This window comes from Novosphingobium olei, assembly GCF_012927405.1.
Classification (GTDB): domain Bacteria; phylum Pseudomonadota; class Alphaproteobacteria; order Sphingomonadales; family Sphingomonadaceae; genus Novosphingobium; species Novosphingobium olei.
The window spans coordinates 185,331-210,566 of the sequence record NZ_JABBGM010000004.1 but is presented as its reverse complement, the minus strand read 5'-3'; the positions used below and the strand labels follow the sequence as shown (position 1 = coordinate 210,566).

General features: G+C 67.4%; 19 protein-coding genes. 10 read left to right on the top strand and 9 right to left on the bottom strand.

What is annotated here, in order from left to right:
* Positions 1-39 precede the first annotated feature (39 nt).
* The gene (locus HHL27_RS11100; RefSeq protein WP_169493469.1) at positions 40-522 is read right to left on the bottom strand and encodes a pyridoxamine 5'-phosphate oxidase family protein; all 483 of its coding nucleotides are present in this window, start codon (positions 520-522) and stop codon (positions 40-42) included.
* 147 nt (positions 523-669) lie between these two features.
* Here HHL27_RS11100 and HHL27_RS11095 point away from each other — a divergent pair, with 147 nt between their 5' ends.
* The gene (locus tag HHL27_RS11095) at positions 670-1,458 is read left to right on the top strand and encodes a hypothetical protein (RefSeq protein WP_240959691.1); all 789 of its coding nucleotides are present in this window, start codon (positions 670-672) and stop codon (positions 1,456-1,458) included.
* The gene (locus HHL27_RS11090; protein WP_169493468.1) at positions 1,355-2,944 is read left to right on the top strand and encodes a DUF6504 family protein; all 1,590 of its coding nucleotides are present in this window, start codon (positions 1,355-1,357) and stop codon (positions 2,942-2,944) included. Before HHL27_RS11095 ends, HHL27_RS11090 begins: the two co-directional genes overlap by 104 nt.
* 18 nt (positions 2,945-2,962) lie before the next feature.
* On the opposite strand, the gene HHL27_RS11085 is transcribed toward HHL27_RS11090, so the two are convergent.
* Positions 2,963-3,856 (bottom strand): alpha/beta fold hydrolase, encoded by an 894-nt coding sequence (locus tag HHL27_RS11085; RefSeq protein WP_169493467.1) that lies wholly within the window; start codon positions 3,854-3,856, stop codon positions 2,963-2,965.
* Between the two features lie 157 nt (positions 3,857-4,013).
* On the opposite strand from HHL27_RS11085, the gene HHL27_RS11080 reads away from it, so the two are divergent.
* From HHL27_RS11080 to HHL27_RS11065, 4 genes are read left to right on the top strand one after another with little or no spacing between them, the layout of a single operon-like run.
* Positions 4,014-5,261 (top strand): putative DNA modification/repair radical SAM protein, encoded by a 1,248-nt coding sequence (locus tag HHL27_RS11080; RefSeq protein WP_169493466.1) that lies wholly within the window; start codon positions 4,014-4,016, stop codon positions 5,259-5,261.
* Positions 5,258-6,712 carry a UdgX family uracil-DNA binding protein gene (locus HHL27_RS11075; RefSeq protein ID WP_169493465.1) on the top strand — a complete coding sequence of 485 codons (1,455 nt, stop codon included), beginning with the start codon at positions 5,258-5,260 and terminating at the stop codon, positions 6,710-6,712. The genes HHL27_RS11080 and HHL27_RS11075 overlap by 4 nt, the downstream gene beginning before the upstream one ends.
* 19 nt (positions 6,713-6,731) lie before the next feature.
* The gene (locus HHL27_RS11070) at positions 6,732-10,211 is read left to right on the top strand and encodes an error-prone DNA polymerase (protein ID WP_169493642.1); all 3,480 of its coding nucleotides are present in this window, start codon (positions 6,732-6,734) and stop codon (positions 10,209-10,211) included.
* Between the two features lie 38 nt (positions 10,212-10,249).
* Positions 10,250-10,738, top strand: a complete 489-nt coding sequence (locus tag HHL27_RS11065; RefSeq protein WP_169493464.1) for a GNAT family N-acetyltransferase — start codon at positions 10,250-10,252, stop codon at positions 10,736-10,738.
* A gap of 10 nt (positions 10,739-10,748) precedes the next feature.
* On the opposite strand, the gene HHL27_RS11060 is transcribed toward HHL27_RS11065, so the two are convergent.
* Positions 10,749-13,178: a coiled-coil domain-containing protein gene (locus HHL27_RS11060; RefSeq protein ID WP_169493463.1), complete on the bottom strand. Its 2,430-nt coding sequence runs from the start codon at positions 13,176-13,178 to the stop codon at positions 10,749-10,751.
* 182 nt (positions 13,179-13,360) lie between these two features.
* Here HHL27_RS11060 and HHL27_RS11055 point away from each other — a divergent pair, with 182 nt between their 5' ends.
* The 3 genes from HHL27_RS11055 to HHL27_RS11045 are packed head-to-tail and all read left to right on the top strand — an operon-like array spanning position 13,361 to position 16,977.
* Positions 13,361-14,620 (top strand): hypothetical protein, encoded by a 1,260-nt coding sequence (locus HHL27_RS11055; protein WP_240959690.1) that lies wholly within the window; start codon positions 13,361-13,363, stop codon positions 14,618-14,620.
* A gap of 9 nt (positions 14,621-14,629) precedes the next feature.
* Complete coding sequence (locus HHL27_RS11050; protein ID WP_169493462.1) at positions 14,630-15,595, top strand: hypothetical protein; 966 nt, start codon at positions 14,630-14,632, stop codon at positions 15,593-15,595.
* Entirely contained in the window at positions 15,592-16,977 is a 1,386-nt protein-coding gene (locus HHL27_RS11045) for a sensor histidine kinase (RefSeq protein WP_169493461.1), read from the top strand. Before HHL27_RS11050 ends, HHL27_RS11045 begins: the two co-directional genes overlap by 4 nt.
* A 15-nt stretch (positions 16,978-16,992) precedes the next feature.
* Here HHL27_RS11045 and HHL27_RS11040 read toward each other — a convergent pair whose 3' ends face one another.
* The 3 genes from HHL27_RS11040 to gltX all read right to left on the bottom strand — a co-directional run bounded on the left by HHL27_RS11040 (position 16,993) and on the right by gltX (position 20,171).
* Positions 16,993-17,181, bottom strand: coding sequence for a hypothetical protein (locus HHL27_RS11040; RefSeq protein ID WP_169493460.1), 189 nt, complete (start codon positions 17,179-17,181; stop codon positions 16,993-16,995).
* Between the two features lie 152 nt (positions 17,182-17,333).
* The gene (locus HHL27_RS11035) at positions 17,334-18,620 is read right to left on the bottom strand and encodes a citrate synthase (protein ID WP_169493459.1); all 1,287 of its coding nucleotides are present in this window, start codon (positions 18,618-18,620) and stop codon (positions 17,334-17,336) included.
* A gap of 57 nt (positions 18,621-18,677) precedes the next feature.
* On the bottom strand, positions 18,678-20,171 hold the full coding sequence (gene gltX / locus HHL27_RS11030; protein WP_169493458.1) for a glutamate--tRNA ligase: 1,494 nt from the start codon (positions 20,169-20,171) through the stop codon (positions 18,678-18,680).
* A 140-nt stretch (positions 20,172-20,311) separates the two neighbouring features.
* Between gltX and HHL27_RS11025 the strand changes: the two genes are divergently transcribed.
* A complete protein-coding gene (locus HHL27_RS11025) occupies positions 20,312-22,468 on the top strand; it encodes a ComEC/Rec2 family competence protein (protein WP_240959689.1) in 2,157 nt (718 codons plus the stop codon).
* On the opposite strand, the gene lexA is transcribed toward HHL27_RS11025, so the two are convergent.
* The 3 genes from lexA to moaC all read right to left on the bottom strand — a co-directional run bounded on the left by lexA (position 22,462) and on the right by moaC (position 25,019).
* Complete coding sequence (gene lexA / locus HHL27_RS11020) at positions 22,462-23,184, bottom strand: transcriptional repressor LexA (RefSeq protein WP_169493456.1); 723 nt, start codon at positions 23,182-23,184, stop codon at positions 22,462-22,464. The genes HHL27_RS11025 and lexA overlap by 7 nt on opposite strands.
* A 90-nt stretch (positions 23,185-23,274) precedes the next feature.
* Positions 23,275-24,531 carry a molybdopterin molybdotransferase MoeA gene (locus HHL27_RS11015; RefSeq protein WP_169493455.1) on the bottom strand — a complete coding sequence of 419 codons (1,257 nt, stop codon included), beginning with the start codon at positions 24,529-24,531 and terminating at the stop codon, positions 23,275-23,277.
* Positions 24,528-25,019, bottom strand: a complete 492-nt coding sequence (gene moaC / locus HHL27_RS11010) for a cyclic pyranopterin monophosphate synthase MoaC (RefSeq protein ID WP_169493454.1) — start codon at positions 25,017-25,019, stop codon at positions 24,528-24,530. The genes HHL27_RS11015 and moaC overlap by 4 nt, the downstream gene beginning before the upstream one ends.
* Positions 25,020-25,236 lie beyond the last annotated feature (217 nt).

Here is a 25,236-nt window from a genome sequence, read left to right as displayed (position 1 = left end):
CGCGTGGGAGGCGCCCTTCTTCTTTCGGGGGACGTTTGCTTAGAGCGTCGTCTCGGCAAATCCGCCCTTGATGTCGTCGGTCACGTTCATGCCGAGCGCCATCTTGACGGTGGCGAGAACGCCAAGGTCACCGCCCCAGATCGAGGCGTCGCCCAGATCCATGCGCAGCATCAGCAGGTTGGGATCGTCTTTCCCGCCCGGGAACCAGGCCTCGACGAAGTTCGACCACTGTTCGTCCAGACGCTCGCGGCTTGTTTCCTCGACCAGATTGCCGGCAAAGCGCGCGAACACGTCATGGCCCTTGGAAGCGAACGTGGCAGTGGCCGCGCCCATCGCCGCAAAGCGGTTATCGCGCGAAGTGAAGAACCAGATCGCGCTGTTGGCATCCTTGTCGAGCTGTGCGGTCATCGGCGCGGCCGAATCGGGATCCTGATCGAGCTGGAGCATCACGTAAGGGGAGGCGGCCAGCGCCTTCCAGAACTTGTCCTTGAGCTCCTGCGGGTCGCCCTGGTCGTATTTCATGGCATTCCATCCTGTTGTTTTGCTTAGGCCTGCAACGGGAGCCTGACGCACTTGGTTCCGCTTTCTCCTCAAGGGGAAGTCCTGTGGACATCCGGATTGCATCGTTCCGATGTTGGAACATAATAAGAACATCGGAGTCGAATCGCCATGCAGTCCCTCAATCCCTCCATCCCGCCCGGCCTGCCGCCAGCGCTTGTCCGCGGGCTTTCTGCCTCTGAACGCACCGCGCGCTGGCGACCCGGTATCGCCACCGGTTGCCGCCATGCCGAAATCTTCGCTTCTGGCGGGGAAGGGAGCAGCGCAGGCTTTGCCCTCTCGCTCGCGCGTGAAGCGCTGCGCAACGAAGGCTGGCGCTGTGCCCCCGGTGATCCTGCGGCTGACACGCCCGACGAACGCGCCTGGCTGTGGGTGCAGGACAAGGCCGCGCGCCGTCTCTCGGGCCGGCCCTATCGCCCCGGCCTTCCGCCCGACTTGCGCCATCGCCTGATCCACGTGGCCGCCGACAAGGCCGAGGATGCGCTGTTCGCGCTCGAGGAAGGATTGCGTTGTCGCGATCTTGCCTTCGTCATTGGCGAGATTGCGGGCAACCCCAAGGCGCTTGATTTCACCGCTTCGCGCCGGCTCAGTCTGGCGGCGGAAAGGCATGGCGTCCCCTTGTGGCTGGTGCGGCTCGATGCGGCGTGCGACCTCGGCTCGGCGCGGATGCGCTGGAAGGTCGTGGCCGCGCCTTCCCTTGCGCCGCGCTGGAACGCTCACGCACCCGGCGCCGCAAGCTGGCGCGCCGAACTGTTCCGCGCCCACACTTTCCAACCCGGACAATGGACCTTGCGCGATGAAGGCTCCGAACTCGCTTTCAGCCCCGCCACCATTCCCGCCACGTCGGGTGCTGGCGATCTGGTGCGCGCATCTGGCGATCGATCGCTGGCGGCAGGCTGAAGGCTGCAGACGGGGGGAGGGCGCCGATGCCGCCCCGGTCGTGCTCGTTGGCGAAAGCGCGCATGGCCCCCGCATCGCTGCGGTCAACGCTGCCGCTCATGACCAGGGCGCCGCTGCCGGCATGATGCTGGCCGATGCCCGTGCGCTGTGCCCGGGACTCGTGGTGCATCCGGCGGATCCAGGCGGCGATCTCGCCTTTCTCGAACGCCTGGCGCTGTGGGCGCAGCGCTGGGGGCCGTGGAGCGCGCTCGATCCGCCCGATGGCCTGATCGTCGACATCACCGGCGCGGCACACCTGTTCGGCGGCGAGCAGGCGCTGGTCGCCGATGCCGTGCGCCTTATGCAGGGGCGGGGCCTTGCCGCGCGCATTGCACTCGCTCCCACGGCAGGGGCCGCCTGGGCGCTCGCCCATTTCGGCCCGCAAGGTGCGATTCTCTCGGGCGAGGAGGATATTGCCCGCCGCCTCGGCCCGCTGCCGGTCGCGGCGCTGCGCCTGGACGATGATGTCCAGCTGCTGCTGCGCCGGCTGGGGCTCAAGCGGATCGAGGATCTTGCCATGGTCGAGCGCGAGAACCTTGCTCGCCGTTTTCGCAATCGCCGCGCGCCCGCCGCCAATCCGCTCGTCCGGCTCGACCAGTTGCTCGGCCGCCTGCCTGAACCGGCCCTGCCGGTGATCGGCGTGGAAGCGCCGATGGTTCAGCGCCGGCTAATGGAGCCGATCCGCCATCGCGCCCTGCTCGATCGGGTCGCCGCCGATCTCGCCGATGACATGGCGCGCGTGCTGGAAGGGCAGGGGCAGGGCGCGCGCCGGCTCGAACTCGGGCTGTGGAAGGTCGATGGCGATGTCATTTTCCGTCAGCTCGAGATGTCTGCCGCATCGCGCGATCCGGCGCATCTCGTCCGCCTGTTCGCCGCGCGGCTCGACGATGTGGATGCAGGCTTCGGCATCGAGATGGTGCGGCTGCGCGCTTCGTGGACCGAGCCACTGGCGCTGGCGCAAAGCGATCTCGAAGCGGCGGCAGAGCGGCACGGCACGAGCCTTGCCACATGCATCGATCGGCTGACGGTGCGCCTGGGATCGCAGGCGGTGCGGCGCCCGGTGCCACAGGCAAGCCATCTGCCCGAACGCGCACAACGCTGGCAGCCGCCCTTGGCGCCCGTCAGAACTTCACAGGAAGAATTCGAATTTCATCACAGGCCCTTGAAAATACTGGATCGTCCTGAATCGATTGCGGTGATCTATGCCGCGCCCGATGGCTTGCCGCGCGTGTTCGGCTGGCGGGGACGGCGGCACGTGATTGCGCGTGCCGAAGGGCCTGAACGCATCGCACCCGAATGGTGGCGCGAACGCTCCAGCGTGCGCCTGCGCGACTACTACCGCATCGAGGATGAAGAGGGCCGGCGCTTCTGGATCTACCGCCACGGCATCGCAGGGGATGGCCGTGGCGGCTTGCCCGAATGGTTCATCCAGGGTCTTTCGGCCTGATCGATCTCAGACGGCCCCTCACACAGGCGGCGTTACCATCGCGCTTGCGGTCATGGCATCCAGCACTTCCTGCCGATCATCCGGATCGCGTCCGGCAAGGAAGTCGAGCAGATTGGCTTTGAGCCGTTCGACCTGCGTCGCAAACACGCCGTGCGGTTCGCCATCGTATTCGATCAGCGTCGCGTGGGGCACCGCCCGCGCCACCGCGCGTCCCGTTGCCTCGATCGGCACGGTCTTGTCCGAAGTACCGTGAATGACCAGCGTCGGCACGGTAAAGGATGGCAGGTCAGGGCGGAAATCCGTGGTGGCAAAGGCCTTCGCCGCGGCGAGCGTAGGGCGCAGTCCTGCCATCATCGCGGTCGCCCACGAAAGCTGCAGGACCTCGTCGCTCACCGGCTGGCTGATCCAGCCCACGCCATAGAAATCCTTGAAGAACGAGGCCATGAACTTGGCCCGATCCTCCAGCATGCCATCGGTCATCTGGTCGAAGGTCGATTGCGGCACGCCTTCGGGATTGTCTTCGGTCTTGAGCATGTAGGGCACGACCGAGGACACCAGCGCCACCCGCGCAACCCCGCGTCCGCCGTGGCGCGACATGTAGCGGGCGATCTCGCCGCCGCCCATCGAGAAGCCCACCAGCGTCACGTTGTCGCTTGCCCCGGTCGCGGCCATGACGTCAGCCAGATCGTCGGCGAACGTGTCATAGTCATAACCGCCCGATGGCTGGTCGGAACGTCCGAACCCGCGCCGATCATAGGCGATCGCGCGATATCCGGCCTCGGCCAGGGTGTGGCTGATCGGATCCCAGGAATCGCCCGACAGAGGCCAGCCGTGGATCAGGATGACGGGCGCGCCCTCACCCCAGGACTTGACGTAGAGGCTAGTCCCGTCGCGCGTTTCGATCATCGGCATGACATTGAATCTCCAAGGGTCCCGTCCACTCGCCAATCAACCGCGCAGGGCTCTGCCCGGTTCCTCGCGCCAAGGCACTCGCATTTCCCCAACGGGCTGTCTCAGCGAGCAAGGCTTCCCTCTGGCCATACCCAACATTGGAACGTATAGAGAACGAATGGCCCAGCAAACCGTCATGGAACGACTCGAAATCCTGGCTGATGCCGCCAAGTACGATGCCTCCTGCGCATCGTCGGGCACGGCCAAGCGCAACAGCAAGGGCGGGAAGGGCATCGGCTCGACCGAGGGCATGGGCATCTGCCACGCCTATGCGCCCGATGGCCGCTGCATCTCGTTGCTCAAGATCCTGCTGACCAACCACTGCGTGTTCGATTGCCACTACTGCATCAATCGCAAGAGCTCGAACACGCGGCGCGCGCGCTTCACCCCGCAAGAGGTCGTGGACCTGACTCTGGCGTTCTATCGCCGCAACTATATCGAAGGGCTGTTTCTCTCCTCGGGCATCGTCAAGAGCTCCAGTCACACCATGGAGCAGTTGATAGAAGTCGCGCGCATCCTTCGGGAAGAACACGATTTTCGAGGATATATCCACCTCAAGACGATCCCCGAGGCCGATCCCGAACTGGTCGCCCGGGCGGGGCTCTATGCCGATCGCGTGTCGATTAACGTCGAACTGCCGACGGTCGCCGGGCTCACCCGCCTCGCGCCGGACAAGTCGGCCGGTCAGATCGAAGGAGCGATGGGCACGGTCAAGGACGCGATCGTCGAAGCCCGGGATGCGCGCCGCAAGTTCAGATCGGCTCCGAAGTTCGCCCCTGCCGGGCAATCCACCCAGATGATCGTCGGCGCCGATGCGGCCAGCGATGCCGATATCGTCGGTCGCGCCAGCACGCTCTACGATCGTTTCAGCTTGCGCCGCGTCTACTATTCCGCGTTCAGCCCGATCCCTGACGCCAGCGCCGTCCTGCCGCTCAAGCGCCCGCCGCTAATCCGCGAACACCGGCTTTACCAGTCCGACTGGCTGATGCGCTTTTACGGCTATGCCCCGGGTGAAGTGCAGCAGGCGACCGATGCCGGCGGCATGCTTCCGCTCGATATCGATCCCAAGCTCGCCTGGGCTCTGAAGTTTCGGGATCGCTTTCCTGTCGATGTCAATCGTGCCCCGCGCGAAGCGCTGCTGCGCGTGCCGGGCCTTGGCGTGCGGGCGGTCAATGCGATCCTCGCCGCTCGCCGCCAGCGCCGCCTGCGGCTTGATGACATTGCCCGGCTTACGGTCTCGCTGGCGAAGGTGCGGCCGTTCCTTGTCGCCGAAGACTGGCGCCCGGTCCTCCTGACCGACAAGGCCGACTTGCGCACGCTCGTCGCGCCGAAGAAGGCGGAGCAGCTCGAGCTGTTTGCGGCATGAAGCCGTTTCGCGACATGCGGCTGCCCCACGCCTGGCTTGTCACGCTGGCAGCGCCCGACGATTTTGATGGCTGGCGCGATCAGGCGCGGCGTCTGGTCCAGTGCGACGTTCCGCCAGACCGCGTGGTATGGGAAGCGCCCCACGGAGCGGGGGGCAGTGCGGGCGGCGACCTGTTCGCGCAAGGGGACCGCCGCCTGCCCGTGCCCCCTGCGGAAGCGCCGCAACCACGCGTGTCTCGGCAGTTCCTGCAGATTGCCCAGAGCGTCATCCTGCATTCTGATTCTAAAAGATTTGATCTGCTTTACCGGCTGCTCTGGCGTTTGCAGTCGCGCCCCCGTTTGATGGAGGATGCCGCCGATGCCGATGTGGGTCAGGCTGACAGGCTGGCCCGCCAGGTGCGGCGCGATATCCACAAGATGCGCGCCTTCCTGCGTTTCCGCGTTGTCGAGGAAGAAGATGGCGCGGAACGCTATGTCGCCTGGTTCGAACCCGAACATCATATCCTGCGCGCCAATGCCGGGTTTTTCGTCCGGCGCTTCACCACCATGCGCTGGTCGATCCTCACCCCGCAGGGCACGCTTAACTGGGATGGGGAGACGTTGCAGGAAGGGCCGCCGGCCGAACGCGCCGATGCCCCCTCCGGCGATCCCACCGAGGACCTGTGGCGGCGCTATTATGCGTCGATCTTCAATCCCGCGCGTTTGAAGATCGGGGCCATGCTCAAGGAGATGCCCCGCAAGTACTGGAAGAACATGCCCGAAGCGACGCTCATTCCCGAGCTCGTCGCCACGGCCCAGGCGCGCGAGGCGACGATGGTGGAAAGCGGAAAGCCGGTGTTCCAGGATCAGGAACGCCCCGTAAACCTCAAGCAGATTGCGAAGGACATCGAAGCCTGTCGCCGATGCCCAATCGGCTGCAACGGCACGAGTGCGGTGGCAGGCGAGGGGCCTTCGCACGCGCCGTTGATGATCGTCGGCGAACAGCCGGGCGATGTCGAGGAACAGCAGGGCCGGCCTTTCGTGGGCCCGGCGGGGCAGGTTCTGCGATCCCATCTCGAACAGGCCGGGATCGATCTTGGCGACGCCTGGCTCACCAATGCGGTCAAGCATTTCAAGTTCGTCCCAAGGGGCAAGCGGCGGCTGCACCAGTCGCCCACCGCCAAGGAGATCGACATCTGCCGCTGGTGGGTCGAAAGCGAGCGCTTGCTGGTCCGCCCGCGCCTGATCCTTGCGCTCGGGGCCAGCGCGGCGCGCTCGCTGCTGGGCCGCACGGTCAGCGTGCAGAAGGAGCGCAGCCGCCCCCATGTGCTGGATGACGGAACCGAACTGTGGCTCACCACGCACCCGAGCTACCTGCTGCGGCTTCAGGACGATGCCCGGGCCGGTGAGGAGCAGCGCTTTGCCGAGGATTTGCGCGCGGTTGCGGCGCGTTTGAAGGAACTGACGTCATGACGTCAGTGTGTCCAGGGCGATGCCCGAAGGTGCGCTGACCCCCGAGCGGCGGCGGATTGATCCCGAAGAGAACCAGGCCCCACCGCCCCGCGCGCCCTTCGTCGAACTTGGCCTTGTCACCTGCTTTTCGTTCCTGCGGGGAGCATCCGATCCGGTCGATCTCGTCATGCAGGCGCGTGCCCTGGGCTACGACGCACTGGGCGTGGCCGACGTCAATTCGATGGCCGGCGTCGTGCGTATCCATACCGAGGCGGAGGCGGCGCGGCTGCGCCCGGTGATCGGCTGCCGGATCGAAACGACAGAGGGGCTCGTCTTCCTGGCGTACCCCTCCGACCGCGCCGCCTACGGGCGCCTGTGCCGCCTGATCTCGACCGGGCGCATGGCAACGCTCGATGGGGAATGGCAGGCCAAGGGCGTATGCGAGATCGATCTCGCCCTGCTCGCCGCGCATGCCGAGGGCATCCACCTCGTGCTCGTCCCGCCGCGCGATCTGGACCGGCGCTTTTCCGTGCATGGCGGGACCGGCAACGTCGTCGCCCTGCACGATGGCGTGCAGCTGGCAGAGCAGGCGTCCACCACCTTTGCCGATCTTGTCCCCCGGCTTGTCCACAGCTTGTCCACATTGCGCCACATCGCCGCCTGTCACTTCCATGGCGGCGACGACATGGCCCGGATCGAGCGGCTCGATGCGCTGGCTCGGGCGCACGGCCTTGCGCTGCTCGCCACCAACGACGTGCTCTACCATGCGCCTGAATGTCGGCCGCTGCAGGACGTGATGACCGCGATCCGCCACAAGACCACGGTCGATCGCGCGGGCTACCTGCTCGAAGCCAATGGCGAACGGCACCTCAAGTCGCCCGAGGAGATGGTTCGCCTCTTTGCCAGATGGCCCCATGCGATCGCCGCTGCGCGCGATCTGGCCGATGCCTGCCATTTCAGTTTGCGCGAGCTGCGTTATGAATATCCCGAGGAAATATGCCCTTCAGGCCATGATCCTCAGACATGGCTTGAAGAACGGACATGGGCTGGTGCCGCAGTCCGCTATCCCACCGGCGTGCCCGATAGCGTCGCCGAAACCCTACGCCGCGAACTCGCGCTGATCGGCAGGCTCAATCTCGCGACCTACTTCCTCACGATCAAGGATATCGTCGATTTCGCCCGCAGCTGCGATCCACCAATCCTGTGCCAGGGGCGTGGTTCTGCGGCGAATTCGGCGGTGTGCTACTGTCTGGAGATCACCGCGGTGGACCCTGCCAAACACGCGCTGCTGTTCGATCGCTTCATCTCCGAGGAGCGCAAGGAGCCGCCCGACATCGACGTCGATTTCGAACACGAACGGCGCGAGGAGGTGATCCAGTACATCTACCGCCGCTACGGCCGCCAGCGCGCCGGGCTCTGCGCCACGGTGATCCACTATCGCCCGCGCATGGCCGTGCGCGAGGTGGGCAAGGCGATGGGCCTGACCGAAGACGTCACCGCCGCGCTCGCGCGCACCGTCTGGGGCGGGTGGGGTACCGAGATTGCCGAAAGGCACGTTGCCGAAACCGGGCTCGATCTGACCGATCCACACTTGAAGCGTGTTCTGAAGTTGACGCAGCAGATGATCGGAATGCCGAGACATCTTTCCCAGCACGTCGGCGGCTTCATCCTAACCCACGGGCCACTTACCGAAACCGTCCCGATCGGCAACGGGGCCATGCCCGAACGCAGCTTCATCGAATGGGACAAGGACGACATCGACGCATTGGGCATCCTCAAGGTGGACGTGCTGGCGCTCGGCATGCTCACCTGCATTGCCAAGTGCCTCGACCTGCTGCGCGCGCACCACGGGCAGGACCTGACGCTCGCCAGCGTCCCGCGCGAGGATCCGGCGGTCTACGACATGCTGTGCAAGGGGGATTCGCTGGGCGTCTTCCAGGTCGAGAGCCGCGCGCAGATGAACATGCTGCCCCGCCTGCGCCCCCGCGAATTCTACGATCTTGTCGTGCAGGTGGCGATCGTCCGGCCCGGGCCGATCCAGGGCGACATGGTCCACCCCTATCTCAAGCGGCGGCGCGGGGACGAGGCGGTGACGATCCCCGCACCCCATCCCAGCCATGGCCCACCCGATGAACTGACCTCGATTCTCGGGCGGACATACGGCGTGCCGATCTTCCAGGAGCAGGCGATGAAGATCGCGCTCGATGCGGCGAAGTTCAACAGCCTGGAAGCCAACCGCTTGCGCAAGGCGATGGCCACCTTCCGCAGTCGCGGCATGGTGGACGAACTGCAGGACATGATGGTCGGCCGGATGATCGAACGCGGCTACGATCCCGACTTCGCCGCGCGCTGCTTCGACCAGATCAAGGGCTTTGGCGAATACGGCTTTCCCGAAAGCCACGCGGCAAGCTTCGCGCACCTCGTCTACGTATCGTCATGGCTCAAGTGCCATTACCCCGCCGCCTTCGCCTGCGCGCTGCTCAATTCGCAGCCGATGGGCTTTTACGCCCCGGCGCAGATCGTCCGCGATGCTGCCCAGCACGGTGTCGAGGTGCGCCCGATCGACGTCAATCATTCCGACTGGGACTGCACGCTGGAGGAAAAGCGCCCCGGCGTCGTCGCCCTGCGGCTCGGCCTGCGTCAGATCGATGGCCTTGCCGAACACGCTGCCGCCGCGCTGGTGTCCGCGCGGGCGGAAGGCGGGGCCTTCGCCGATGCCGCCGCGCTCAAGGAACGGGCGGGCCTGTCGCCGGCAATCGTCGAGCGCCTTGCCGCCGCCGATGCGCTGGGCTCGCTCGGCCTCTCGCGGCGCCAGGCGCTATGGGATGCGCGCAGCCTGATCGCGGCGCCAGACCTGCCGCTGTTCGCCGCTGCGGCCGCGCGCGACCAGGGCGTGGAGCGCAGCATCACCCGCCTGCCGACGATGCCGCTGTCCGAGGAGGTCGTCGCCGATTACCAGACCCAGCGCTTGTCGCTGAAGGCGCATCCGATGGCCTTCCTGCGCGCCAGCCTTGCTGATCGCGGTTTCGTGCGCGCCTGCGACCTGCGCCAGCGCAAGTTCCGCGCCATGGTCCATGTCGCGGGCGTGGTGCTGATCCGCCAGCAGCCCGGCTCGGCCAAGGGAGTGTGCTTCATCACGCTCGAGGACGAAACCGGCGTGGTCAACATCGTCGTCTGGCCCGATCTCAAGGAAAAGCAGCGCAAGGTGGTGATGGGCGCGCGGCTGATGGAAGTGCGCGGCCGCGTCGAATACGATGACGAGGTCATCCACGTGATCGCCGCCCACCTGACCGATGCCAGCGCTTCGCTCAATGCCCTTTCCGAAGCCACGTTGGCCCCGCCGCTGGCCCGTGCCGACCATGTCAACAACCCGTTGCCCAGTCACGCGCGTGCGGTTTCCCCCACGGCCATGCCGCCCGAGGAGCCTTTCGTCGCGCCTCCGGGCAATCGCGAATGCGGCTATCACCGGACCCATCCGCGCAACGTGCGGATCATCCCCAAATCGCGCGATTTCCATTGAGCGCGACGGATGCGGCTTGCGCCGCTAAGGTCCAGCGCATGGAGATCATTCGCCTCACACCTGACGACGCCGAACGTTTTCTCGCCATGCGCCGCCTCGCTCTCGATGGCGATGCGCAGAACTTTCGCGGGGCAAGCGTCGATGATGCCGCGCTCGGGCTACAGGCCTGGCGCGATCGCCTGGCGCGCGATCATGTCGTCGCGCTCGAAGCCGATGGCGCTTGGCTAGCCGTTGGAGGCCTGACCCGCTTCCCCGGCGTGAAGCTCGATCACAAGGGGCTGATCTGGGGCATGTACGCCGTGCCTGCCGCGCGGGGCACGGGCGCTGCGGCGCGCATTCTCGATGCCCTGGAACAGGCCGCCCGCGCCATGCCCCTACGCCAGCTGCAACTGACGCTGATGGCCGACAACCTGCGCGCGCGTCGGCTCTACGAACGCCATGGCTTCGAACTCTATGCGATCGAGCCGGATTCGGTCTGCCGCGAAGACGGCTACGCCGACGAAGCGCTGATGTGGAAGCGCCTGTAAGCCCGCCAACTTAGGCCCGCAGCCGCTCGATCCCCTGCGCCAGCGCGACGTAGAGCTTGCCCATGTCGGACGAAAGCAGCGTCACGCCCAGCGCGTTGCCATCGCGCGTCGAAAGCAGCTGGCGCAGCATCGCCTCGAAGTCGTGGATGAAGCGGTTCACGTGCTCGCGGAATTCGGGATCGCCTTCGTAGTGCTGCTGCACCGTACGCGCTTCGGCTGCTTCGAGCAGCGATACCGCCCGCCGGGTGAAGATGCCCCGGTCGCCCCGCAGGTAGGATGCCCACGCGGTTTCGGACACATCGGCCGACAGCGCCTTGGTGATGTCGATCGCGGTCGAATTGAGCGATTCGGTGATCAGCGCGGCGCGGCGGGCGAAGTCGTTGTCGACCTGCTCCTCGGCTCGCTCGCGCGCCCGTGCCACGCGGTCTTCCATCGCCGTTGCCAGTTCGCCGACCTTGGCCAGTTGCTCGGTCATCTGCAGCGCGGTGTCGCGGCTGGCCGAAGCGGCCGTGTCGATCGCTTCCTCGAGCCGGGCCACAAGCTCCGCCCCGCGACCCTGCAAAACCTTCACGATCGCCGCCTGGCTTTCCTGGCCGAGCCTTGCGGCAAGGGCGGAAACTTCGGCACCGGCGCCATCGCGCAACGCTTCACCGGTGTGAATCGCGGCATCGCTCAAGTGCGCGATCGCGGTCGAAAGGCGTTCCTCGATCTCGCCCGAAAGCGCTTCGCTGTCGGCCTTGGCGCCGGCCATCGTCGTGCGCAGCGCGGCAAGGCGCGCCTCCTGCTCGCTCGCGCGGCTGGCAAAGGCCTGCTGCAGATCGGCGATCTCGCTGGTGATCGATGCGACGTTGCCACGCGTGCCGACAATGGTTTCGGACAGGACGCGGCCCGTGTCGCCAGCCTCGCGCAGCGTGTCGCGCAGCGCCACGACGCGGTCCTCGATCTTGTTGAGCCCGGCTTCGGTGCTGCGCAGCGCTTCGGGGATCTGGGTGCGGGTATGATCGCCACCGGCGCGGATCAGTTCGAGCAGACGCACGGCGGATTCGGTCAGTTCGCCGATCTGCAGGTCGGTGCCCGAAAGCGCCTCGCGCATGTTGGCAAGGCGGTTGTTGAGCATCTCCATTGCCTTGTCGACCGTTGCCGCGGTCGCCGCGCCCTGTTCGCCAGAGGCGCGCAACGTGGCGGAAAAGCCCGCCACGCGCTCGGCCACAGTATCGCAGTGGAGCGAAAGCTGGCGTGCCTCCTCGCGCTGCTTGGCGCGCTGCGCATCGACTGCGGTGTCGAGCCGCGCCAGCGTTTCGGCCAGCGCTTCGGTGGCTTCGGCACTGGCCGCGGAAATCATCGCGCGCCGCTCGCCGATCTGCTGGTCGAGCTCGGCGAGGCGGCGCTCCACCGCCTCGCGCTGTTCGGCGAATTCGGCATCGAGCAGCGCGCGGCGACGTCCGATCTCGGCGTCGAGCCGTTCGGTCTCGTTCGCCAGCGCGGCGATGCGACGGCCAATCGCGGTGAGCGCGGATTCCTCGCTCGCCTCGAGCGCGGCGCGGCGGATGGCGCTGTCGCGGTCGAGCGCGTCGAAGCGCTGGGCGGCGAGCGAGGCCATGCGCTCGGCGGCGTCGCTGAACCCGGCCAGCGCGGCGTCGACGCGTTCGCGGATCTGCGCCACCTGCCGTTCGCTTGCGACGCCGAATTCGTTGAGCCGCTGGAATCCGCCGATCAGATCCTCGATCTGGACATGCGCGGCGCGGCCGGCGTTGCCGATGTTGTTGGTCAGGTCCTTCGCCGAATTGGCGATGACCGGCAGCTGCCCCCGCAGCTTTTCCATGTTGGCAAGGGCAAAGCTCGACACTTCACCGATTCGGTCCACTTGCGCGCCGTTTCCGGTGATCAGGTCCTGCAACCGATCAGCCGAGCCCGAAAGCCGGTCCACGGCGATTCGGCCCAGCGACTCAAGATCGCGGCTCTGCGCGGCGATGAACTCGCGGGCCAGCGAAAGCTCGGTGTTCACCGAAGAAAGGCGGGCTTCGAGCCGCTCCGATTCGAGCGAGAGCTGCCGCGCCGCGTCGTTGAAGCGGCTCGTTTCGCGCCGCGATCCGCGCAGCACCAGCAGCAGGCCCAGCAGCGCCAGCACCACCGGCGTTGCCCAGCTCGTCGTCAGCTGCGCGCCTTGCGCCGGGGTCACGCCCGATTGGAAAGCGGGCAAATTCGCCCACACGAAGAACGCGGTCCAGCCGGCCACGGCAACGGCGGCAATCCACGGCGCACGGGGGGCGGGAAGAGCGGGTTCGCCGTCCTCGCCCGCTTCGTCGAAAACGTCGTCCAGCGTGGTGTCGAGCGTGGCCGGCGCGGCGTCGTGCGCCTCCGGCTCGATGCGCGTGGCTCCTGCGCCCGGCGCATCCGCACCGCCGCCGTCAATCGGAATGATCCGCGATCCCCCAGTCATGGCGACGTCATATCATGGCTCGCGCCGATCCCGAAACCCGGCTTGGCCCGGATGGCCCCGATCTCGTCGCAATGTCGGGGGAAAGTGGATGCCTTTGGGCTTGCACGCCAAGGGTCATGCGTACCGCTTGGCAGTCACGTTACTCGGCCCTACGATGCGCCGCCCCCAGGAGAACCCACCGCTTGCGCGTCGCTTTACTATCGTCGCTCGATTCCGTGCCCGGCGAACCGCAGACCCTGCGCGGGGGACTGCTCGTGGGTGGCCGCACGGTCCTGCGCCACCAGCTCGCGCTCGCGCTTGCGTTCGGGTGCAAGCGGATCGTGGCACTGAGCGAGAACCTGACCGGCGATCTCGTTGAATTGCAACACGTTGCCGAACAGCAGGGCGCACGGTTTCACGTCGTTGCCAACACCCGTGCGATCGTTCCGCTGGTCTCGCCCGAAGACGAATTGCTGGTCATTGCCGATGGCCTGCTCGCGCTTCCGGTCGAAGCTCTCGAACTGGTCGAAAAGGCGCCCGGCATCGTCACTCTTCCGGTCGAAGCGGGCATCGTCGCCGGATTCGAACGGATCGATATCAACCACGCCTTTGCCGGCATGATGCGCCTGCCCGGGCGCATCGTTGCCGGCCTTGGCGATCTGCCTTCCGAATGGAACCCGGTCTCGGCCCTGCTTCGGCTCGCCGTGCAGGCACGCCAGCCGATGCGCGATCTGCCTGGTGCGTCGCTCGCCGAAGGACGCTGGCAACTCGTCCGGACAGAGGCGGAGGCCCAGGTGGTGGAGCGGCGCTGGCTCGCCCACAATGCCGCGCGCGATTCATCCGATGCGCCGGCGACTGTGCTCGCGCGCATTGCCCTGCGCCATGCCGGGCCCTCGCTGCTCCACGCCGGAACCCGCCCACCGCTACTGCAGCTTGCGGCCCTGGTCCTGCTGCTCCTGGCGCTCGGCGCCGGGCGGTTCGGCTGGATCGCCGGGGCGCTGTGCATCACCGGTCTGGCCGCCGGCGTATCGAAAATCGGCCAGTTGCTGGCGCAAGTCGAACGCAATGCCCTGCTGGCATCGCCCGGGCGCCTGGCGCTCGACGGGCCGATCGCGATCGCCCTCGATGCGACGCTGGTGGCGCTTTGTGCCTGGCGCAGCGGCCTGCCGATGGATGCGGGGGCCATGTCGCTGCTGCGCTGGTTTGCTCCGGTCGTGCTGATCCTGCTGCTGCGGCTGCTGGTGCTCGCAGCGCCGCCGTCGCGCGCGGTCGACTGGCTGGGCGACCGGCTCGCGCTTGGCCTTGGCCTGGCGGTGGTGGCCATGTTCGCTTCGTTCGACGTGGTGCTGGCGGGCCTGATCGTCGCGCTTCTCCTGTCCAGCCTGCTCTGGTTGCGGAAGGTCCGCACCGGAGCGTCCGGCGATAGACAAGCACCTAACCCGCCATTAACCAGCAGCGCCTAAGAGCGTCGCATGGCATTACCCGCACCCTCTGACGGCGCACCTCGGGCAATCGAGGCCTTGCTGCGCGACGAGCTCGTCGCGGCAGATCGAGTCATCGCCAGCCACGGCCCGATCCTGGCGCACCTTTTGCGCAGCGACGACAACTCGATCTTCAGCGACGAGATCGTCGCGCGGGTGCGCGGCATGTTCCAGGATGTCTCGCGCCAGCTGGTCATGGCGCTGGCGGAAGCCGCAGGGCAGGGCGATCCGCAGGAGTGGGCGCAGACCGGGGCAGACGAGCTCGCCACGCGGCTCATGGCCGATCCTTCGCTGCTCACGCATTTCCACGGCCTCGCGCTCGAATGGCAGCTGACCGAGCGGCTTCACTCCCGGCTCGCGCTCGATCCCGTGCTGCCGCCGCTGCTGCAGGCCTGCATCGCCTCTGCCGATGGCACCGCTTCTGCCACGGCGATGAGCCTGCTGGCCGCGCAAGCCCGTTTCGGCCAGGCGCAGCGCCGCATGCAGCTGTCTGCGGGTGAGCTGCCCGAACCGCTCTTTGCCGCCGCGATCCGCGCGGTTGGCGCCGTGGCCGGTGGCGAAGGCGATGCGCAGCGCGCCGTCGCGCTTGCCGCCCAGCGCGTGCGCCAGCGGCTCGATGCCGATCGCACCCGCCTTGCCCTGATCGACCAGGTGATTGCCGCGTTGCCCGCCGAGGAGGCCGCGCGCGCGCTGTCGATCGAGAATGCGGGCGTGGCGATCTTCCTCTCGGCGCTCGCCTCGGGCGCGCACCTCTCGCGCGAGATGGCGATCATGGCCACGACCGAGACCCAGCTCTCGCGGCTTGCCCTGGCGCTCGGTGCCTGCGGCGTTGGCGCCGAAGTCACCGCCGCGCAGTTCATGGCGCTCCATCCCGACATTGGCCTGCCCGAGGGGCTCGGCGGGCTCCACCCCGATCGCGCTGCCGCGATCCTGGCTGAGGCGGCCAACGACGGATGACCACGCCGGGCCCGATCCGGGCACGATCCGATGCGGCGAACTGGCTGGTCGAGGCGGACGAACCGCTTGCCGGGCTGCAGCTGCGCTGCGGTGGGCGGATGCCCGGGTTGATCGCCATCCCCGCGCTACTCGCGCTGGTGCGCAAGGCCCGCCGCGCGCGCCTGCCGCTGTCGCGCATGATCGTCGCCGTGGATGAAGGCCGCTCGATTTCCGCCTGGGTCTCGGTCCGCCCGACCGCCGATCTCACCTATATCGAGGCGAGCCAGTGGCGCCCTACCGGCGACGTGCAGCCCGTAGCGGAATTGACCCCTGACGAGGACCTGCTGCGCCAGCTGTCCGAGGGCGAGATCCTGCTCGATGCCGAACAGCGCGTCCTTGCCGCCCATTTGCGCGCCAGCGATCTGCACGATCTGTCGCTTGCCTTGCAGGACGGCATCGGCCGTTTCTGGACCGACTTCATCCGGCTCGACCGCGCCGGGCAGAAGCAGCCGCTCCACTGGCGCCTGCTCGATGATGCCACGTTCACCGCGCCCGGTTCGATGCGCCGCTGGCACGCGCGCATCCTGCCGCAGGTCGGCGGCGGGTTCGAACTGCTGGTCATCCCCGAATCGATCGAACGCCTGCCGCACGAACTGCCCGACACGGTGACGACGCACCCGGCGTGGAACACGCTGCTGGGCCGCGACCTTGCCCCGGCGCTGCGCCAGCCGATCACCCGCATCATCGCCAACGCCGAAACGATCCGCACGCGGCTCGCGGGTCCCCTGGCCGAGGAATACGCTTCCTACGCCACCGACATTGCCGAGGCGGGCCGCCACCTGATGGGGCTGATCGAGGATCTGGCCGATCTCGAAGCGGTCGAATCCGCCGATTTCAGCCCAGCGCCCGATCGCATCGACCTTGCCGATTGCGCGCGCCGCGCCGTCGGCATCCTCTCGGTCCGGGCCAAGGAATCGGGGATCGAGGTGGATTGCCCGGCCGCCGACGAAAGCGCCCCGGCCATCGGCGAGTTCCGCCGCGTCCTGCAGGTGCTGCTCAACCTGCTGACGAACGCGCTGCGGTATACGCCGGCCGGCTCGAAGGTGCGTCTCGGGGTCGGCGTCGAAGGGCGCACGGCGTGGATCTCGGTTGCCGATCAGGGCGAAGGGCTGACCGAAGCCCAGGCGATCCGCGTATTCGACAAGTTCGAGCGGCTCGGTCGCAGCGGCGATGGCGGCAGCGGCCTTGGCCTCTACATCTCCCGCCGGCTCGCCAAGGCGATGGGCGGCGACCTTCAGGTCGCACCGACGCCGGGGCAGGGTGCCTGCTTCATCCTCACGCTGCCCGCGGACCTCGCCGAAGAGGCCGCGTTCCAGAACGACGAGCGTTCGCTCACTCGATAAGGAACGCTGCTGCGATCAGCGCCGCCGGGCCACGCGCAGCAACAGCACGACGCCGAGAACAGCGAGCAGCAGGCCCCAAAGCGCCCACTGCTTTTGCGCCACCATGAAGGATGCAGGCCAGGTCACGAGGCCCGTGCCCTGGCCGATCCAGAGCAAGCCGATCATCAGGGCCGCCATGCCGACGATCCGGAACAGGAGTTTCATGTCCGGAAACCCGTCGTCATGGCGTCATTGCCCTGCGCTGCTCAGCGCTGCGAGATTGGCACGTAATCGCGCGCCGTCCGGCCGGTGTAGAGCTGGCCCGACCGGTTTTGCTGGGAAAACCGGCACACCTGGACTCCGCGCCGTCCAATGCCTCAGCGCTGCGAGATCGGCACGTAGTCGCGCGCCGTCGGGCCGGTATACAGCTGGCGCGGACGACCGATCTTCTGGCCGGGATCGCTGATCATTTCGTTCCACTGTGCAACCCAGCCCACGGTGCGGGCGAGGGCGAACAGCACGGTGAACATCGTGGTCGGGAAACCGATCGCGGACAGGATGATGCCCGAATAGAAGTCGACGTTCGGGAACAGCTTCTTCTCGATGAAGTAGGGATCGTTCAGCGCGATCTCTTCAAGGCGCAGCGCGGTTTCGAACAGCGGATCGTTGACCTTCAGCGCATCGAACACTTCGCGCACGGTCTTCTGCATCACGGTCGCGCGCGGGTCGTAGTTCTTGTAGACGCGGTGACCGAAGCCCATCAGGCGGAACGGATCGTTCTTGTCCTTGGCGCGCTCGATGTAGTGCGGGATCTTGTCGGGCGTGCCGATTTCCTTGAGCATGTTGAGCGCGGCTTCGTTCGCGCCGCCATGCGCCGGGCCCCACAGGCAGGCGATGCCCGCGGCCATGCACGCGAACGGATTGGCGCCCGACGAACCGGCAAGGCGCACGGTCGAGGTCGAGGCGTTCTGTTCGTGGTCGGCATGGAGGATGAAGATCCGGTCCATCGCCTTTTCGACTTCGGGGATCACCTCGTATTCCTCGGCGGGAACGCCGAAGGTCATGCGCAGGAAGTTACCCGTGTAGGACAGCTTGTTGTCCGGATAGAGGAAGGGCTGGCCGACCGAATACTTGTAGGCCATCGCCGCGATCGTCGGGATCTTGGCGATCAGGCGGTGCGAGCTGATCTTGCGGTGCACCGGATCGGAAATGTCGGTGCTGTCGTGATAGAACGCCGAAAGCGCGCCGACCACGCCGCACATCACCGCCATCGGGTGCGCATCGCGACGGAAGCCGCTGTAGAAGCTTGAAAGCTGTTCGTGCACCATGGTGTGGCGCGAAATGGTGCGGGTGAACTCGTCCAGCTCGCCCTGGTTGGGAAGCTCGCCATTCAGCAGCAGATAGCTCACTTCCATGAACGAGCTGTGCTCGGCCAGCTGGCCGATGGGGTAGCCGCGGTGCAGCAGCACGCCTTCGTCACCGTCGATGTAGGTCAGCGCGGAATCGCAGCTGGCGGTCGAGGTGAAGCCCGGGTCATAGGTAAACATGCCCGTCGCGCCATAGAGCTTGCGGATGTCGATGACGTCCGGGCCGATCGTGCCGCTCTTCACCGGCATGTCGATGGTCTTGCCGTCGGCGGTCAAAGTAGCCTGGTTCTCGCTCACGCTATGCCCTCCTAATTGTCTGTTTGTCCGTGCGGTTGTTCAGTCGCATCCGTTGGGTCACGCGGCCTGGTCACGGATCCGAGCCAGCGACTCGTCCCGTCCAAGCAGCGTCAGTACGTCGAAAATTCCGGGTGAGGTAGTCGTCCCGGTCAAGCTTGCGCGCAAGGGCTGAGCGAGCTTGCCTAGCCCAAGTCCGAGGTCCTCGGCCATCGCCTTGAGCGATGCCTCCAGCGCCTCGTTGGTCCACTCGGCCTCGCCGGCGATCCGCTCGGCGATCTTGCCCAGCAATGCGCGGGCATCCTCGGTCAGCAGGCCGCTCGCCTTTTCATCGATGGACAGCGGGCGCTGCGCGAACAGGAATACGCTGCCGCGCGCCAGTTCGTTGAGATCGGCGGCGCGAACCTTCAGCACCGGCATCGCCCTGGTCAACAGGTCCAGGTCGCGCCCCCCCAGATCGGGACTCGCATCGAACGTGGGCGAAAGCGCCGGCAGCCGCTCGGCCACCAGCGCCGCCAGCCGGGCGTCGTCGGCTTCGCGGATGTAGTGGCCGTTCAGGTTCAGCAGCTTCTTGAAGTCGAAGCGCGATGCGCCCTTGTTCACGTTGCCGATGTCGAACCATTCGATCGCCTGCGTCGTGCTGATGATCTCCTCGTCGCCATGGCCCCAGCCAAGGCGCATCAGATAGTTCAGCACCGCTTCGGGCAGCAGGCCCATCTCATCGCGATAGGCATCCACGCCCAGAGCGCCGTGGCGCTTGGACAGCTTGGCGCCATCCGCGCCATGGATCAGCGGGATGTGGGCATAGGCCGGATCCGGCCAGCTGCCTTCGATCGCGTCCATCGCGCGGATCAGCACGATCTGGCGGAAGGCATTGTTGATGTGGTCGTCGCCGCGGATCACGTGGGTCACCCCCATGTCGTGGTCGTCGACTACCACCGCCAGCATGTAAGTCGGTGTGCCGTCGCTGCGCAGGATCACGTAGTCGTCGATCTCGACGTTCTGGACCGTGATCGTGCCCTGGACCAGATCCTCGATCACCGTCTCGCCCTCGCGCGGCGCCTTGATGCGCACGACATAGGGCTTGTCCGCCGGCCAGCTCGCCGGGTCCGCATCACGCCACGGGCTGGCGATGCGGAACGGGCGCTTTTCGGCCTGCGCCTTCTCGCGCATGGCAGCCAGTTCTTCCTGTGTCAGGTAGCAGCGATAGGCGTGGCCCGCTTCCAGCAGCTTGTGGGCCACTTCCGCGTGACGCTCCGACCGGGCGAACTGGAACACCGCCGGCTCGTCGCCGCCAAGGCCCAGCCATTCCAGCCCGTCGAAGATCGCCTCGATCGCCGCGTCGGTGGAACGGGCGCGGTCGGTATCCTCGATCCGCAGCAGGTACTTGCCGCCGTGGTGGCGCGCGAACAGCCAGTTGAACAGCGCGGTGCGCGCCCCCCCGATATGGAGGTAGCCGGTCGGGGAAGGGGCGAAACGGGTAACGACGCCGGTGCGGTCACCACCGCCGGCAAGAGCCGATCCTGCAGAAACGGTATCAGTGGCACTTGCCATTTGCGGAACGCGATCCTTCCAGTGTCAACATGGCGACGCGAGCCGAAGACTCGTCCGCGGCAGATCCGCAAGACTGGCTCGCGACATCTTCGCCGCGGCCTTGGGGCAATCTGCGCCGCTTGTCCAGTGTGCAGCGCACCATGGACGAATTCCTCGCCCGCCGTCCGCTCGAACGCGGATCGTGGCTCGTCGTGGGCTTTGGCGTTGGAATCGCTACATGGCTTGTCCTGCCGGGTCCGCCGCAGTGGCTGGCGTTTCTGGCCCTGTGCGCTGCGGTGGGGGCGGGCGCGTCGCTGATCGATGCGCAGGGCGATCTTTCGCACTTGCGGGCAGCGATTCTCGGGCTGCTGGTGATGCTCGTCGGCGGTCTGGGGCTGGTGTGGGCCAAGTCGACCTTCGTCGGCGCGCCGCCCATCGCCCGGCCGATGGTGGTGACGATCGAAGGGCGGGTACTTTCGCGCGAGGATCAGGGGGCCAAGGATGCGATCCGGCTCGTCCTCGCCGCCCGCCTGCTGCCACGTTCGCCGGGCGGCCGCGATGCGCAGGATCTGCCCCTGGCGCCGCAGCGGGTGCGTGTGAACGTACCGGTGGAGCAGGACCGGCCCGGCATGGCCGAGGGCGCCACCGTGCGGCTCGACGCCCGGCTCATGCCGCCCGCGCCGCCAATGCTGCCCGGCAGCTACGACTTCGCCCGCGCCGCCTGGTTCCAGGGCCTTGCCGCCACCGGCCGCGCGCTGGGCCCGGTCGAGGTGCTGGATCCCGGCCCCGGCGATGGCTCGCTCGGCGAAGTGCGCAGGGCCCTGTCGCGCCACGTGCGCAGCCAGCTCGGCGGTTCGCCCGGCACTATCGCCGCCGCCTTCGCCAGCGGTGATCGGGGTGCGATCGCGCAAGACGACGAAGACGCGATGCGCGATGCCGGGCTCACCCACCTCCTGTGGATCAGCGGCCTGCATGTCAGCGCGGTGATCGCGGGGGTCTATGCCCTTGTCATGGGGTTGCTCGCGCTCATTCCCGCCATCGCGCTGCGTGTCCGCCTGCCGCTCGTGGCGGCGGCTGCGGGGGCGCTCGCGGGGATCGGATACACCCTGCTGACCGGTGCGGAAGTGCCGACGGTGCGCAGCTGCGTTGGCGCGCTGCTGGTGCTCGTCGCCATGGCGCTGGGCCGCGATCCACTGTCGCTGCGGATGGTTGCCGTCGCGGCCTTCGCCGTCCTGCTGTTCTGGCCCGAAGCGGTGTGGGGCCCCAGCTTCCAGATGAGCTTCGCCTCGGTCATCGCCATCATCGCGTTCCACAATTCCGCCCCTGCGCGCCGCTTCCTGTCCCCTCGCGACGAAGGCTGGTTCGTGCGGACGGGCCGCCACCTTGCCATGCTGCTCGTCACCGGCGTGGTGATCGAACTGGCGCTGATGCCGATCGCGGTGTTCCACTTCCACCGCGCCGGGCTCTACGGCGCGCTGGTCAATGTCGTGGCGATCCCGCTGACCACCTTTGCGACGATGCCGCTGCTGGCGCTGGCGCTGCTGCTCGATCTGGCGGGGTGGGGCGCGCCGGTATGGTATCTCGTCGGCAAGTCGCTCGACCTGCTGCTGTGGATGGCCCACGAAACCGCCGCACAACCGGGCGCGGTGACGATGCTGCCGGGGATGGACCGCATCACGTTCGGCCTGTTCATCGCCGGCCTGCTGTGGCTGGCGCTGTGGAGCGGGCGGGTGCGGCTGTGGGGCTTCGCGCCCATCGCGCTGGCCACCGTGCTGGTGCTGACCGCGCCGACGCCCGACGTGCTGGTTTCGGGCGATGGGCGGCAGGTCGGCATCACGGCTGCGGATCCGGGCGGCGGGCTGCTGCTGCTGCGCGAAGGGCGGAGCGACTTTGCCCGTGACACGCTGATGGAAGCTGCCGGGATCAAGGACCTTTCATCACCGATCGAGGAAGCGCCGGGGGCCGAATGCAACGCCGATTTTTGCCGTCTGGCGATCGTTCGTCAGGTGTCGGGCCGGCCCCGCCGCTTCGTGCTGCTGATGAGCCGGGGCAGGGACCTGACGCCGTGGGCGCCGCTGGTCGAGGCTTGCGCGGCCGCGGATATCGTCATCGCCGATCGCCGCCTGCCCGATGCCTGCAAGCCCCGCCTGCTGAAAGCCGACCGGCGCCTGCTGCGCCAGACGGGCGGTCTTGCCATCGAGCTTGGCAGCGGCCGGGTGCGCACCGTGGCCGAAACGCAGGGGCATCACGGCTGGTACCGCTGGCCTGCCCCCGGCGCCCTGGCATCACGGCCCCGTCCGCCGTCGCCGCCTCAGTGATAGCGGCGCAGAAGGCCGGCGAGCTTGCCCTGGATCTGCACTTCGTGGGGCGCGTAGTACTGCGGATCGTAGGCAGCGTTGGCCGGATCGAGGCGCACCATGCCCTTTTCGTGGCGCAGCGTCTTGAGCGTGGCTTCCTCGCCCCGGATGAGCGCGACGACGATTTCCCCGTCGCGGGCGACTTCGGTGCGGCGCACGAGGGCGTAATCGCCATCGAGAATGCCGGCCTCGACCATCGAATCCCCGGACACCTCGAGCGCGTAATGTTCGCCCGCGCCGAGCAGCGCCGCAGGGACGGGAAGCGTCGAGGTGCCTTCCAGCGCCTCAATCGGGGCGCCGGCGGCGATGCGGCCGTGGAGCGGCAGTTCGATCACGTCGTTGGCGGGTTCGGGCGCACGGGCCGGGGCGCGCAGCGGCGGCACCCCCGTGTTCGCATTGGCGGTGTTCGCATTGGCGGCGAGCGGTGCGGGCGCAGCGGGGGCAACGCCCTTCACCGCATTGCCGTCCGCCATGCGCAACACTTCGAGCGCGCGGGCGCGGTTGGGCAGGCGACGGATGAAGCCGCGTTCTTCCAGCGCGGAGATCAGGCGGTGGACCCCGGACTTGGACTTGAGGTCGAGCGCTTCCTTCATCTCTTCAAAAGAGGGAGAAATGCCGGAGTCCTCGAGGCGGTTCTGGATGAAGGTCAGCAGCTCATGCTGCTTGCGCGTCAACATCACGCTTGCTCCCTATTGCCGTTTCCTTCGCCCCTTGTTCTCATCACTGGCGAACGAATGCGGAACGAATAAGCAACTCCACCAAACCCGTCAAGCAATTCTGCCAGTTTCGAGCAGATAGACCGGCACTTCGCTTCCGGCAGGCAGCGCGGGCGCACGTGCCTCACGCACGACCAGGGCGTTGGAGCGGGCAAGCGCAGTGATTGCGCCCGAATCCTGCAGCGGATCGAGCGTGACCGCACCACCTTCGAAGCGGGCGCGCAGGAATTCGGCGCGGCTGCCCCCGGCGGGCAGATCGGCGGCAAGGCGCGCCGGTATCGTGCGCGGCAGCGCCTCTGCGGCGCCGAGCGTGGCGCGCAGCAGCGGCAGCATGAACAGGAAGCCGGTGACGAAGGCCGAAGCCGGGTTTCCCGGCAGGCCGAGCACGATCTGTGGACTGGCGAATTCCGGACCGGCGCCATGATCGCGCCGCCCGACGAGCAGCGGCTTGCCGGGCTTGATCGCGACCCGCCAGAAATCGAGCGTGACGCCCGCCGCGGCGAGCGCGGGGCGCACGAGATCGTGATCGCCGACCGAGGCGCCGCCGCTGGTGACAATGATGTCGGCCCCGCCGGCCTGTTCGAGCGCCGCGACGATATCGTCGATCCGGTCGGCCACCGGGCCGATGCGCGTGACCTGTACCGGAAGTCCGGCGGCCATGGCGGCGAGCATCGGACCGTTGCTGGCGGGGATCTGGTGGGCCGCAAGCGGCTTGCCGGGACCGACAAGTTCATCGCCGCTGTCGATGATGGCGAGCCGGAGCGGGCGGCGGACGGGCAGGTGCTGATGACCGCCGGCCATGGCGAGCGCGATCTGCGCAGGGCCAATGCGGGTGCCGGGGGCGAGCAGCTGGGCATCGGCGACGAAGTCCATGCCGGCGGGGCGGATGTGGCGCCCGGTGGGCGAAGGCGGCGTGCCGGTGAGCGTGACGCGATCGCCAGCGCGCGCCGCATCTTCCTGCAGCAGGACCATGTCCGCGCCATCGGGCAGGACGGCGCCGGTGCTGATCCGCACGGCCTGCCCGGCGGCGACGGTGCCGCCAAAGGGATGCCCGGCCGCGCTTTCGCCGATGACCTGCCAGGGGCCGGGCAAATCGGCCGCGCGCATGGCGTAGCCATCCATCGCCGAGAGCGGCGCATCGGGCTGGGTGCGGTGCGCGGTGATCGGGTGGGCGAGGTAGAAGCCGTTGCAATCGGCCACCGCGCGGTGTTCGATGGCGAGATCGGGCGCCAGCGATACCAGCCGTTCCTGCGCAGTGCGCAGCGGCAGCGGCGGGGTGCGGACGGACGGTTCGGCGCCTGCGTTCATGCGGTGCGGTCGGGCACGTCTGCCGCCTTCCAATCGCCAGACTTGCCGCCGCGCTTTTCCAGCAGGCGAACCTGTTCGACGACCATGCCCTTGTCGAGCGCCTTGGCCATGTCGTAGATCGTCAGCAGCGCGACCGTGGCGGCGACGAGCGCTTCCATTTCCACCCCCGTGCGCCCGGTGAGCGAGGCGCTGGCGGTGACCGAGACGCCGGTTTCGGTCAGCACGAAATCGACCGTGACCGCATCGAGCGCCAGCGGGTGGCACAGGGGGATCAGTTCGCCGGTCTTCTTCGCGGCCATGATCCCGGCGATGCGTGCGGCGGCGAGGACATCGCCCTTCGGCACTTCGCCGTCACGGATCGCGGCGAGCGCTTCCCGGCTCATCCGGATATGGCCACCGGCGATGGCGAGGCGCCGGGACTCGGCCTTCCCGCCGACGTCCACCATGCGGGCATTGCCGTCCGGGTCGAGATGGGTGAGGCCGGTCATGCCGGGGCTCCGCAGCAGGAGGGGGTTGACGGGGTTGACACGGTCCTGGAGAAAATCTGGCTGCGGGCCCAAGTTGACGAAGTTGACAGTGTCCTGGACGAGAACTCCGTCGGTCGGGCGAGCGGGTTCGGGAAGAGCCAAAGCGACGGTGTTCCGCGAGTTTTCATGGGCCAGGCTGTTGCCAGAAAGGTGCGGCGTAGGACAGTGCAAATTGACG

What these genes read in the sequence shown, in the direction of transcription:
- HHL27_RS11100 (WP_169493469.1), bottom strand. Translation starts at nt 522, where the DNA reads ATGAAATACGACCAGGGCGACCCGCAGGAGCTCAAGGACAAGTTCTGG.
- HHL27_RS11095 (WP_240959691.1), top strand. Translation starts at nt 670, where the DNA reads ATGCAGTCCCTCAATCCCTCCATCCCGCCCGGCCTGCCGCCAGCGCTT.
- HHL27_RS11090 (WP_169493468.1), top strand. Translation starts at nt 1,355, where the DNA reads ATGAAGGCTCCGAACTCGCTTTCAGCCCCGCCACCATTCCCGCCACGT.
- HHL27_RS11085 (WP_169493467.1), bottom strand. Translation starts at nt 3,856, where the DNA reads ATGCCGATGATCGAAACGCGCGACGGGACTAGCCTCTACGTCAAGTCC.
- HHL27_RS11080 (WP_169493466.1), top strand. Translation starts at nt 4,014, where the DNA reads ATGGCCCAGCAAACCGTCATGGAACGACTCGAAATCCTGGCTGATGCC.
- HHL27_RS11075 (WP_169493465.1), top strand. Translation starts at nt 5,258, where the DNA reads ATGAAGCCGTTTCGCGACATGCGGCTGCCCCACGCCTGGCTTGTCACG.
- HHL27_RS11070 (WP_169493642.1), top strand. Translation starts at nt 6,732, where the DNA reads ATGCCCGAAGGTGCGCTGACCCCCGAGCGGCGGCGGATTGATCCCGAA.
- HHL27_RS11065 (WP_169493464.1), top strand. Translation starts at nt 10,250, where the DNA reads ATGGAGATCATTCGCCTCACACCTGACGACGCCGAACGTTTTCTCGCC.
- HHL27_RS11060 (WP_169493463.1), bottom strand. Translation starts at nt 13,178, where the DNA reads ATGACTGGGGGATCGCGGATCATTCCGATTGACGGCGGCGGTGCGGAT.
- HHL27_RS11050 (WP_169493462.1), top strand. Translation starts at nt 14,630, where the DNA reads ATGGCATTACCCGCACCCTCTGACGGCGCACCTCGGGCAATCGAGGCC.
- HHL27_RS11045 (WP_169493461.1), top strand. Translation starts at nt 15,592, where the DNA reads ATGACCACGCCGGGCCCGATCCGGGCACGATCCGATGCGGCGAACTGG.
- HHL27_RS11040 (WP_169493460.1), bottom strand. Translation starts at nt 17,181, where the DNA reads ATGAAACTCCTGTTCCGGATCGTCGGCATGGCGGCCCTGATGATCGGC.
- gltX (WP_169493458.1), bottom strand. Translation starts at nt 20,171, where the DNA reads ATGGCAAGTGCCACTGATACCGTTTCTGCAGGATCGGCTCTTGCCGGC.
- HHL27_RS11025 (WP_240959689.1), top strand. Translation starts at nt 20,312, where the DNA reads ATGGACGAATTCCTCGCCCGCCGTCCGCTCGAACGCGGATCGTGGCTC.
- lexA (WP_169493456.1), bottom strand. Translation starts at nt 23,184, where the DNA reads ATGTTGACGCGCAAGCAGCATGAGCTGCTGACCTTCATCCAGAACCGC.
- HHL27_RS11015 (WP_169493455.1), bottom strand. Translation starts at nt 24,531, where the DNA reads ATGAACGCAGGCGCCGAACCGTCCGTCCGCACCCCGCCGCTGCCGCTG.
- moaC (WP_169493454.1), bottom strand. Translation starts at nt 25,019, where the DNA reads ATGACCGGCCTCACCCATCTCGACCCGGACGGCAATGCCCGCATGGTG.